This is a genomic window from Anaerophaga thermohalophila DSM 12881 (genome assembly GCF_000191885.1).
GTDB lineage: Bacteria > Bacteroidota > Bacteroidia > Bacteroidales > Marinilabiliaceae > Anaerophaga > Anaerophaga thermohalophila.
Genome location: NZ_AEWI01000006.1, coordinates 1 through 11,798, shown reverse-complemented (window position 1 = coordinate 11,798; position 11,798 = coordinate 1). Strand labels below are relative to the sequence as shown.

Annotated in this window: 10 protein-coding genes; 2 read left to right on the top strand and 8 right to left on the bottom strand. The window is 43.2% G+C overall.

Features of this window, described 5'->3' with window-relative positions; translation table 11 throughout:
• Nucleotides 1-32 precede the first annotated feature (32 nt).
• From nqrF to ATH1_RS0102660, 6 genes are all read right to left on the bottom strand, one after another.
• Nucleotides 33-1,292, bottom strand: coding sequence for an NADH:ubiquinone reductase (Na(+)-transporting) subunit F (gene nqrF, locus ATH1_RS0102685; protein WP_010417170.1), 1,260 nt, complete (start codon nt 1,290-1,292; stop codon nt 33-35).
• Between the two features lie 15 nt (nt 1,293-1,307).
• Nucleotides 1,308-1,925 (bottom strand): NADH:ubiquinone reductase (Na(+)-transporting) subunit E, encoded by a 618-nt coding sequence (nqrE, locus tag ATH1_RS0102680; RefSeq protein WP_010417168.1) that lies wholly within the window; start codon nt 1,923-1,925, stop codon nt 1,308-1,310.
• Nucleotides 1,926-1,987: 62 nt separating this feature from the next.
• Complete coding sequence (locus ATH1_RS0102675) at nt 1,988-2,650, bottom strand: NADH:ubiquinone reductase (Na(+)-transporting) subunit D (RefSeq protein ID WP_010417165.1); 663 nt, start codon at nt 2,648-2,650, stop codon at nt 1,988-1,990.
• 12 nt (nt 2,651-2,662) lie between these two features.
• A complete protein-coding gene (gene nqrC, locus ATH1_RS0102670; RefSeq protein WP_010417163.1) occupies nt 2,663-3,367 on the bottom strand; it encodes an NADH:ubiquinone reductase (Na(+)-transporting) subunit C in 705 nt (234 codons plus the stop codon).
• Between the two features lie 11 nt (nt 3,368-3,378).
• On the bottom strand, nt 3,379-4,539 hold the full coding sequence (locus tag ATH1_RS0102665) for an NADH:ubiquinone reductase (Na(+)-transporting) subunit B (protein WP_010417161.1): 1,161 nt from the start codon (nt 4,537-4,539) through the stop codon (nt 3,379-3,381).
• A 77-nt stretch (nt 4,540-4,616) separates the two neighbouring features.
• The gene (locus ATH1_RS0102660; protein WP_010417159.1) at nt 4,617-5,966 is read right to left on the bottom strand and encodes a Na(+)-translocating NADH-quinone reductase subunit A; all 1,350 of its coding nucleotides are present in this window, start codon (nt 5,964-5,966) and stop codon (nt 4,617-4,619) included.
• An 88-nt stretch (nt 5,967-6,054) separates the two neighbouring features.
• On the opposite strand from ATH1_RS0102660, the gene ATH1_RS0102655 reads away from it, so the two are divergent.
• Nucleotides 6,055-7,401, top strand: coding sequence for a type IX secretion system plug protein (locus ATH1_RS0102655; RefSeq protein WP_010417157.1), 1,347 nt, complete (start codon nt 6,055-6,057; stop codon nt 7,399-7,401).
• On the opposite strand, the gene ATH1_RS0102650 is transcribed toward ATH1_RS0102655, so the two are convergent.
• Both ATH1_RS0102650 and ATH1_RS0102645 read right to left on the bottom strand, forming a co-directional pair.
• Nucleotides 7,398-9,821: a GumC family protein gene (locus tag ATH1_RS0102650; protein WP_010417155.1), complete on the bottom strand. Its 2,424-nt coding sequence runs from the start codon at nt 9,819-9,821 to the stop codon at nt 7,398-7,400. The two genes, ATH1_RS0102655 and ATH1_RS0102650, sit on opposite strands and share 4 nt — an antisense overlap.
• A 27-nt stretch (nt 9,822-9,848) precedes the next feature.
• Nucleotides 9,849-10,643: a polysaccharide biosynthesis/export family protein gene (locus ATH1_RS0102645; RefSeq protein ID WP_010417154.1), complete on the bottom strand. Its 795-nt coding sequence runs from the start codon at nt 10,641-10,643 to the stop codon at nt 9,849-9,851.
• A gap of 449 nt (nt 10,644-11,092) precedes the next feature.
• On the opposite strand from ATH1_RS0102645, the gene ATH1_RS0102640 reads away from it, so the two are divergent.
• A complete protein-coding gene (locus ATH1_RS0102640; protein ID WP_010417152.1) occupies nt 11,093-11,686 on the top strand; it encodes a YqgE/AlgH family protein in 594 nt (197 codons plus the stop codon).
• The last annotated feature ends 112 nt before the right edge of the window (nt 11,687-11,798 follow it).

Genomic DNA, 11,798 nt, shown 5'->3' with positions numbered 1-11,798 from the left:
TTTACGGTTTTCTGCCCTGCACCTGTCATTTATTATGACCCAAAGTCGTCGAATGCTATCATTTCGTCGGGAACGCCCAGATCGTACAGCATTTTCTGTACTGCAGCATTCATCATCGGGGGTCCGCACAGATAATATTCTATTTCTTCGGGTTCTTCGTGTTTGCTCAGGTATTTTTCATAAATTACTGAATGAATAAAACCGGTCGGTCCGTCCCAGTTATCCTCGGGTAAGGGCTCGGAGAGAGCAATGGTGAAATCGAAATTGTCAAATCTTTTTTCGATATCACGGAAATCTTCTTCGTAGAAAATTTCACGTTTGGAACGTGCCCCGTACCAGAAACTTACTTTGCGATCGGTTTTCAGTGTATGAAACAGGTGGAAAATATGTGAGCGCATTGGGGCCATCCCTGCACCACCACCGATAAACATCATTTCGCGATCGGTATCTTTCAGGAAGAATTCTCCGTAGGGGCCTGAAATGGTTACCTTGTCGCCCGGTTTACGTGAGAAGATATAGGAAGAACAGATGCCGGGATTAAGTTTTTGGAACCCCCCGTTAACTCTGTCGAAAGGTGGAGTAGCAATTCGGACATTCAACATGATGATGTTATTTTCGGCCGGATGATTGGCCATAGAGTAGGCACGGAATGTGGGTTCCGGATTGTGCATCTTCAGGTCAAACATGTTGAATTTTTCCCAGTCGCCCCGGAATTCTTCTTCCACTTCAATATCCTTAAAGTCTACATCAATTTTTGGAACATCAATCTGGATATATTCGCCTGATTTGAAATTGAGTGTTTCACCCTCAGGAAGTTTAACCACAAACTCTTTGATGAATGTCGCAACGTTTTTATTAGAGACAACTGTGCATTCCCACTTTTTGATACCAAGAATTTCCTGTGGAATTTCCATTTTAATGTTGTCTTTTACCTTCACCTGACAGGCCAAACGCCAGTCCTGCATTTGTTCTTTACGGGTGAAATAGCCGGTTTCGGTTGGCAGAATTGATCCGGCGCCTTCGTGTACCTGGCAGCGACACATGGCGCATGTTCCGCCTCCGCCGCAAGCCGATGGCAGAAAAATTTTGTTGTTGCCCAGAGCGGCAAGCAGTGTTTGCCCGCTGTCCACTTCAAGTTGTTTCTCGCCATCATTAATGTCAATAGTGACTTTTCCCTGGGGTGTTAGTTTCTTTTTTGCATACAAGAGGATCGAAACCAGCAGAATGATCACGGTCAGAAAGACAATGGCGCTGGTTATGATCACCGGTAGTGAAATAACTAATAGATTCATTTTCGAGTGCTCTTTTTAAAGTTGAATACCCATGAAACTCATAAATGCAATACCCATGAGGCCTGTAATAATGAAGGTTATTCCCAGGCCGCGAAGGGGAGCCGGAACATCAGAGTACTTTATTTTTTCTCTTATGGCGGCAATACCGACAATGGCCAAAAGCCATCCAATACCTGAGCCGATACCGAAAACTGCTGCTTCACCAATATTGGCATAGTCACGCTGCTGCATAAAGAGCGAACCTCCCAGAATTGCACAGTTTACGGCAATTAGCGGGAGGAAAATTCCCAGAGAGGTATAGAGTGCCGGAACAAATTTTTCTACGATCATCTCAACGAGTTGTACCATAGATGCAATAACAGCAATGAACATGATAAAGCTCAGAAAACTCAGGTTAATGTTTTCAAATCCTTCGCCCAACCAGCTCAAAGCGCCTTCTTTCAGGACATAATTCTCGAGCAGATAGTTGGCCGGCACTGTAATGCCTAAAACAAAAACAACTGCAATTCCCAGTCCGAAGGATGTCTTGACGGTTTTTGAAACCGCCAGGTAAGAACACATGCCCAGAAAGTAGGCAAAAATCATGTTCTCAATGAAAATGGACTTTACAAATATATTTAGCAGATTTTCCATCTTTCTGTGTTTATTGGTTTTTCAATCTTCATCTTATACTCTTCCCGATTTCTGATCAACAATCAGCTTGCATCAATCAGGTCTTTGTTTCTTGACCGTTGTATCCATATAATGATGCCAACGGTGATCAGTGCCATCGGGGGCAGGATCATCAAACCATTGTCAACATAGCCCCACTGGTACATTACGTCAGGAACGATCTGTATTTCACCAATGCCGGGCAATGTTAAGTTTCCCGTTCCGAATAATTCTCTTACAATACCGACAATGACCAGGATTATTCCGTATCCTGCTGAGTTTCCGAAACCGTCAAGCACCGAAGGCCACGGTTTGTTACCCAGGGCAAATGCCTCGAGGCGTCCCATGATGATACAGTTGGTGATGATCAGACCAACGAATACCGACAACTGTTTGCTGATTTCATACGCATAAGCTTTCAGTATCTGATCTACCAGGATTACCAGAGAGGCAACTACTGTCAACTGAACGATTATCCGGATACGCGACGGAATGGTATTTCTCAGTAACGATATTATCAGGTTTGAAAAAACAAGTACAAAGACCACCGAGAGGGCCATCACAATGGCCGGTTCGAGCTTTGCAGTTACCGCCAGGGCCGAACATATACCCAGTACCTGTACGGTAATTGGGTTTTTTGCTCCCAGCGGTGTCGTTAACAGTTTCAGGTTCTTCGATGAGAACAAAGGTTCTTTCTCACTGCTCATAGTTCTCTCTTTTTATTTTTTTAAAAATGCTTCGTAACCACTAAAATAATCCATCAACATGTTTTCCACTCCGTGACTGGTGATGGTTCCTCCCGAGATGGCATCCACACCGTGCGGTGCATCGTCCGGGGCTCCGCCTTTGACTACATTGATGGAAACGAGTTCTCCTTCTTCATTGAAAATGGTCTTTCCCACGAATTGTTTCTGAAAAGCTTCGTTGGTAATTTCAGCTCCTAATCCGGGGGTTTCTCCTTCATGGTCGAAGGTAGTTCCGTAAATTGTATTTTTATCTTCGTTGAGTGCTATGTATCCCCAAATAGGCCCCCATAAACCATTGCCACGAACGGGCAGGATGTATTTGACCTCTCCATTGTCAAGATGACATTCGTAAACGGGATATTGTCTTTCACTCAGAGGTTTTCTTACTTCTTTGCTCAGGTCGATATTGAACGCTGTTTGTGCGTTGGCTTCCTGGCGTTCACCTTCGTAGTTAACGATGAAGACTTTGTCGCCGATGTATTTGTTGTATTTTTCGGCGACATCGGCGGTAGTACTTTCTATGTTGACTGACCTGAGTATGTCCATCATTTTTGCCTCTTCTTCATTCTTTTTCTGGATGGGATTGAGCGCTTCCGAAACAAATGCAAGCACGGTGGCTACTACAATCACCATCACCGAAGCATAAAGAAAGGTATATTTATTTCCTTGTCTGTCCATTGTATCAATTGTTATGCGGTTATACTTGCTCTTTTAAGGCGTCGCTTGATGTTGCTTTCTACTACGAAGTGGTCAATCAGTGGAGCAAAAGTATTCATCAGCAAAATGGCCAGCATGACGCCTTCGGGGTAGGCCGGGTTGAAAACCCTGATCATAATACTTAGCACCCCTATAAGAAAGCCATAGATGTATTTGCCTTTCGTTGTTCGGGTGGCTGATACCGGATCGGTAGCCATAAAAACAGCACCGAATGCAAAACCTCCGAGTACCAAATGATGCCAGGCGGGAATTTGCATCAGTGGAGTAGATCCTATCGCATTGAATCCAAGCGCCATCAGGAACCCTCCTGCAAAAACGGAGAGCATGATGCGCCAGCTTCCAACACCTGTGTATATCAGAATCAATGCACCTATCAGTATGGCAAGCGTGGAGGTTTCACCAACAGATCCGGGAATGATTCCGAGGAAACTATCCATGAAGGAAAACTTGTCAATATTGCCTGTGGTAACAGCTGCACCGAGGGCGGTGGCTCCCGAAAAGCCATCTACGATACCTTCACCGCTTGAGAGGCCGCTGATCCAGATGGTGTCGCCCGACATGTATGCGGGATAGGAAAAAAACAAAAATGCCCGTGCCAAAAGTGCCGGGTTCCAGATGTTCATTCCTGTTCCTCCAAAAACTTCTTTGCCGATAATTACTGCAAATGCTGTGGCTACAGCTACCATCCATAAAGGAATGTCAACCGGGACGATCAGCGGAATCAGTATGCCTGATACAAGGAAGCCCTCGTTAACCTCGTGCCCCCGTATTTGCGCAAAAATAAACTCAATACCCAGACCGGTCACGTAAGAAACAACGATGATCGGGAAAACTTTTAAAAATCCATGCCCGACCATCGGCCAGAAATCCGCTTCCTGACCCGTAGCCAAAAAATGTTGATAACCGGCATTCCAGATGCCAAAAAGCAATGCCGGTACCACGGCAAGAACAACTGTGGCCATGGTTCGTTTCATGTCCATGGCATCGCGTACATGTACCCCGTCTTTGTTGGTGGTATTCGGGACAAACAAAAAGGTCTCGAATGCATCGAATGTGGAGTGTAGCTTTTCAAACTTTCCGCCTTTTTCAAAGTGGGGTTTGATCTTATCAATAAATCTTCGTAATGCCTTCATTCGAAAATATTTGTTTTTTTATGTTATCGAACTCGTGTTTTGGGCAATAAAGCCGTGATTTCTCTGTACCGGACAGGCTAGCCCAGCTCTTTTATCATCAGTTCAATGCCGTTGCGTAAGATTTTCTGCAAATTCATTTTTGAAGGACAAACAAATTCGCAGAGTGCAACATCTTCTTCAGCCAACTCATAAATGCCGAGTTGTTCCATTTTATCGATGTCCTCAACAAGAATCGCTTTGAAGAGCTGTTCGGGGAGGATGTCCATAGGAAGTACTTTCTCGTACACGCCCGATAAAACAATGGCCCGCTTACCTCCATGTATGTTGGCATTAAGCCTGTATTCTTTTCGGGGTTGCAGCCAGCTGAAATAGGTACGTGAAACACTGTATTTTTCAAAGCCCGGTTTGGCCCAACCTAAAAATTCATAGTCGTCACCTTCGGGAATGGCGGTAAGTTGCGAATGGTAGAAACCCAGATATCCCTCTTCGCTTATTTGAGTTCCGGTAAGAACGTTTCCACTTATCAGGCGGACATGTTCATCGGTATTGATGTTATTGCTGATATAAGGAGCAATACACGCTCCTACAACGGTATGATAATAAGCGGGCTTCTTGATTTCGGAACCTGCTACCACAATTGTGCGGGAAAAATCGTGTTTGCCGGTTGTGAACAGGTTGCCCAGGGCAGCTACTTCCTGTGGTTTTATGGTCCATACTGTTTCGCCCTTGTTAACGGGCATTACATGATGGATTTGAATCCCGGCATTTCCGGCCGGATGAGGCCCGCTGAACCGGTGTATTTCCACTCCCTTTGTGTTGAGATAAAGTTTTGACGCAGCTTCATCGTTAATACCTATATGGATATTTTCACAAAGCTTTTTCAGAACATCAATCCCAGCCTGAAATTCTTTTTCTTTTCCGGTCATGATGAAATCATAGTCGGGCGCCAATGGAGCCGTATCAAATCCGGAAATATAGATGGCTTTCGGCGTATGCTCCGGCTTTGCTATAACGTCGTAAGGACGCTGGCGCAAGTAGGGCCATGCCCCGGCTTCCTGCATCTTTTTTATCACTGCACCGCGCTCGAGAGAAGAAATATCTTCTTTGCCGAAATCGATGGTCTCGTTTTTACCATCCGATTTAACAACAACCTCGAGGATTTTCCGCCGCTCTCCCCGTATTACAGCTTCGAGATGACCACTGACGGGAGAAACAAATTTTACATCGGGCTGATACTTGTCGAAAAACAATACAGAGCCTGCCTTTACTTTTTCACCTTCTTTGATGACCATTTTTGGTACCACACCGTTAAAATCGGTGGGTTTTATGGCAAACAAATCGGGCAATTGGGCCTGACCAAAGACTTTGTCGGCTTTGCCTTTGAGCGGGATATCCAACCCTTTTTTTATTTTGATTACCTCAGACATGTTTGAAAAACGGTTTTTGAATTTGCCTGCAAAAATAGTTAAATTTATTACTTTAGAGCATTTTTAAGGGAATTGAAACCACTTCAAAATGAGTATTTATATCTTTTTCACATTGGGCAAACAAATGGTGAGAGTCTTTGGTTCTGATTATTTGCGTAAAAATTTCTTTAATCTTTGTTTTTTCCTTTTTTTAGGTATTTATACCCCGCTGTTTGCAGGAGATTTAGGCGCTTTTACCGATCCCGAAAAAACTGAAGAGAACATAAAAACGGTTTTGTTTCATCGCAAGGGATGGGCGATGTCTTATCCTTTTATTGAGCTTAATTCGGGACAGCAACTGTTTCTTTCGTTCGATGAGTTGGGAACTGAGATTAAGAACTATTATTACACCGTTGAGCTGTGTAATGCCGACTGGACACCTTCCATTCTGATGCATACAGAGTATTTCAGAGGCGATGATCCGGTCCCGGTTGAGAACTACCGGCGTTCGTTCAATACCACTTTCGACTATGTACATTATGAACTTGAGTTTCCCAATGAAAATGTAAGCCTGTTGTTGTCGGGGAATTATCTGCTCAGAGTCTTCGAAGGGTACAACGGGGAGCAGGCGGTAATCGTCCGGCGCTTTATGGTTACGGAACAAAAAGTGAGGATTGAATCCGACATCAAGTATACCATGTTATCGTCAGGGCGCTCCAACTTTCAGGAAATCGATTTTGAAGTGTTGCACCCCGGCATTAATATCATGGATCCGGCGAATGAGATTAATGTAACCATTATGCAGAACGGACGAACCGATAATGCCATTACAGGCCTTCGCCCCTTGTTTATTGGTAATGATTTTATGGATTTCAACTATAACCGGGAAGTAATAATGGAGGGAGGAAATGAATATCGTTGGGTTGATTTACGGAGTTTTCGCTTTCAGTCGGATCATGTTGAAGATATTACTTTTTCGGACCCTTTTTATCATATCAGGGTGTTTACCGATCACCCTCTCAACGAAAGACCTTACTATTATCATGACGATTTGAACGGACGCTATTATATTGATGTTCAGGAGGAGCAGGAGCCCGCAGTGTCGGCCGATTATGCCTTTGTTCATTTTGCACTTGACTGGCAACCTCCTGTGAATGGCGAAGCGGTTTTTATCAGCGGGGCATTGACAAATTGGAAGCTGGATAAAACCTCACGGATGACATTCAACTTTGACGATGATTTGTATCATGCTACTTTACTTTTAAAGCAAGGCTATTACAACTATCAGTATGTGGTTAAAAATCAATCAACTTCAGAGACCTCTGTTATGCCGGTTGAAGGGAGTTTCGGGCGAACAGAAAACGACTACCTGATACTGGTTTACTACCGGCCGGCCGGCCGAAGATACGACCGGTTAGTGGGGGTGACGGTAGTCAATTCGGTTAATAAAAACTAACTGTAATAGCCGCTTTTTCTGAAACGGCTGTACCCATATCCGTATCTATAGCGCGATATGGAACTGTATCCGTCAGGTGTTTTTACGTCATTAACCAGAATCCCTGTTCTGTTAATCCGGCCCTTCTCATGAAGATGGTTAAGAAAATCTATGGCTTGTTTTCGGGTATGTCCCTGCCTGATAACAAAAATATTCAGGGAAGTCATTCCGGTAATAAGCAGTGTGTCCGAAACCAAAGCCAGGGGAGGTGTATCGAGAATTACGACATCAAAATGTTCTTTTGCCGTATTCAGAAAATCGGTCATCTTACCGGACTGCAATAATTCTGCCGGATTCGGTGGGATGGGACCGGAAGTAACAACACTCAGGTTCTGTACTCCGGCAGGTATTACAATATCATGAAACGATGCCGTACCGAGAAGATAATTACTTAGTCCTGCTTTATTGTCAACTTTGAATTCCCTGTGTGTTTGAGGTTTCCTCAAATCCATACCGACTACCAGTATTCTTTTCCCGGTAATGGCCAGAATGGCGCCCAGATTGGCTGAACAGAAAGATTTTCCCTCGCCTGAAACAGAGGATGTGACGGCAATAACCGGTGAGATGTTTTCTTTCCCGATCATAAAATCGATATTGGTCCTTAAGGCTCTGAAAGATTCTGCCAAAGGTGAGGAAGAATGAAGAATGACCGGTAAGGTCTCGTTATACGTGTTGTGTTCTATGTGTCCCAATACGGGAAGTGTCGTGTTTTCTTCGACGAGGTATCTTGAAGTAATTCTTGTGTTCAGGCTGTCACCAACAATAAGGCCCAGTCCGGGTAATAATAACCCCAGAATGGCGGCAATGACAATATTAGCCATAGGGCGGGGGGTGGTTTGCCTGGTGTTTTGAACCATTGCCGGGTCTATTATTTTATGGTCGGAAATATTTGAGGCAAGGGCAATGCCTGCCTCCGACCGCTTTTGAAGCAGGAATGTGTAGATATTGTCATTGAGCTGAAAATCTCTCTGAATGTTGATGTATTTTCTTTCGGTTCCGGGCAAGCGTTGTATTTCGCGGTTGACTTCTTCGATCTGCTGATTGATTTCTTCAAGTTCTATACGCGTTGTGTTGATAATGTTCCTTACATTTTCGATAAGCGCGCTGTGAATGGTCTCGATTTCGTTATTGATTTGTTTTATCTGAGGACTGTTTTCCGTGGTGGTCATGCGTAAACGACTTCTGGCCGTATAAGCTTCACTTAGTTGTTTTACCAGATTATTTAATGATTGATCGGTGATTCCCATGGTGCTTGGCACAATTACGTCCTGGAATTCATCTTTATTTTGGATGTAATCGTACAAATAGTCGTAATATTTTATCATTCGCTGTAAATTGCTTTTTTCGGCAATAAGAGCTTCCAGCTTCTCCATGGCATAGTTCCCTTCGGAACTTATATTGATCAGCTTGTTTTGTGAACGAAATTCCTGAAAGTTCGATTCGGCTACCTGCAAAGAATCCGATATGCCGCTAATTTGTCTGTCAATAAATTCGATGGTGGCATTGGCAATTCTGTTTTTTTCTTCCAGACCGCTTTCGATAAAGGTTTTTGCATGCCTGTTCAGGAAATCTGCTACTATCTCGGGATGTTTGCCTTCCAGGCTTAATTCAAGAATGGAAGCATCGTCAAAATAGAGGTTTACTTTCAGGTTATTGCTGTATTCTGCCGCCAGTTTTTTAATGTCGTGAAACATGAAGCTGTAATCATGGGTATAGATATCAGAAGATTTATCGGTCAATTTGGGAGAATATTTATTTCGCAGGTGAACGGAAAATGAAAAATATGAACTTTTAACAGGTTGCTCAAACCTGAAAGTGTCTGTTTGGGCGATTTCTTTGTTGTTGACTATGGTACTAAATTCCAGAATGTATTTTTGGGGAGAAATAATTTGAATATAAAACGGAACTTCTGACAGTTGCGGAGTATCCGGTTGGGGTTGAACCACAATGGGCGAGTTGTGATAAACGGCTCTTGAAAGTGCGTTCATGCGTATCTTCCTTGAGAAACGGGGAATTTTGTTGTAACTGATTTCCAAATCGAGTGCTTCCAGTGTTCGTTTGGCCAACGAATAGGATTTGAGTATTCCGATTTGATTCCGAATGTTATCGTGGGCGTCAAAAGAAAGATCGCGAATCAGCGCTTCGGCACCAATTGGCTTGTTTTGCTCAGACCTGATAAGAAGTGTCGTATTTCCCCGGTACATGGGATGAGAAAATCTATTAATGATGACGGCCACAGATAAAGCAATGATCAAACCGCCGGCAAACAGATACCATTTGTCCACTAACCGGTTCAATACTTTTATAAAGTCTTGAGAATGGGGTTTAGTAAATGAATCTGTTTCCTGTTGAGAAGACTTTATGTAGTCGTTTTGCTTCATTTTCAGGTTGGTTTGAATTTCTTCGGTTTATTGATTGTCAAAATACTGCAACAATACGATCAGCGTAGTGACAGATGAAAGAATCATGCTCATCGTGGGAAGGTTGATCTGGAAAGCCTTGCCTCCTGAGGGTTTAACGTAAATAACATCATTGGGTTTAACAAAGAAGGTCGGTGATGTAAGCAGTTGCTTTTCGGTAAGGTCAACCTGGTATGTGATTTTGCCTTCGGGTACCGACCGGATGACCATGATGTTGCGTTTGTCGCCAAGGTCGGTGATATCCCCGGCTTTGCCCAAGGCCTGCAGGATGGTCATTTGGTCGTTGTAATGACTGTAAACGCCTGGTTGTCTTACTTCTCCCAATACCGTAACCTTGTAGTTGAGCAATCTCAATATTACCGTTGCATCCACAAGATACTCATCGGCCAGGTGCTGTATTTGTTCCTCTGCTTCATGGAGGGTGAGTCCTTCAACGGTAAGTTTTCCCAGAACAGGAAGATTGATATTGCCGGTCTTGTCGACCGTAAATCCATTGATATACTGGTCGGCCTCGGAGCTCATAGAGGTGCTGAAACCCGATGTCGGAACATTGTTATACAACGCCGAAATTTCGGGATTTCCGGTAAGTATTCTGACATAAAGGACGTCATTTTCAGCTATTCTATATTCCTTCATGGGTTGCTGAAACACCATTGTCGAATCCAGCTTTGATGCATCCTTCAGGTAAACCATTTTACGCGGGCTTTGGCACCCGGTAATTAATATTAATATAATCAGCACAAAGGTGACTTTTGGCGTTATGGTTTTTAAGTTGCTGTTCATCAGTGTAACTTCTTATCATTCGTACAAATCTATGTAATTCAGCAGGCAATTTCCACCCTTTAGTTTTGAGTGTAGCATTATATTTGATTAATGAATGTTTTTATAGGGCAAACTTTTGGTCTTGGAATGTTTTTTTCTTAATTTAGATAGGAAGAATGAGTTATCTGAAAAAGTGAATGGTAAATTTATGAGCCCGGTATAAAAGGCATTTTTGTTGCCAAACTCATTGTTGTTTTAAATTTTTGAAACGAGCATGGCAAAGACTGTCACAACAGAACATGTATAAAACTCAATCATGCGAGTTCCATCCGACCTTAATAAATAAATTTTATACGGATGAATAAAACAGGTTAAGAAGAAAAATTTAATAATTTGGCGTGATAAACAGTTCAATAATTTAATCTGTTGATTTATTAGATTCAGGGGGTAACAGACCAAAACGAACAACCATGAAAAATCTGGATTTCAATATTTTCCAACCTACACGTACCAACCTTAAACCGGCTGCAGGGAGGGTGCTGATTGCCGAACCCTTTTTGCAGGGGCCCTATTTCGGGCGTTCCATAGTTTTGCTTACAGAGCATAATGACGAAGGCACTGTAGGATTTGTGCTGAATAAGTCGACTGAGTTGTATCCCGATGAGGTTGTAGAAGACATCTTGAGTTTCGAAGGCGAATTGTTTGTAGGGGGCCCGGTTTCTTCCAATACCATGAGCTTTTTGCACACGCTGGGCGACCGGGTTCCGGGGTCAGTAAAAATTACTTCGACCGTGTACTGGGGTGGTGATTTTAATCATCTTAAAAGAATGATTAACAGTGGTGAAGCATCCAGCCAGTCAGTTAAATTTTTTGCCGGTTATTCCGGTTGGGCGCCAGGTCAGCTTGAAGGTGAAATTGCTGAAAACAGCTGGGTGGTATCTACTCTGAGAGATGAACTGATTATGACCCGTGATGTGGATAATATATGGGAAATAGCCATGCACGAAATGGGCGATATATATAAGACCTGGACTAATTTTCCCAGAAATCCGTCTTTTAATTAGATGTGAAGATTAAAAGATTTTTAGATTTAAGATAAAGGTAGGAGGAAGGCAGAAGGCAGAAGGAGGAAGGCAGAAGGCAGAAGGCAGAAGGCAGAAGGCAGAAGGCAGAAGG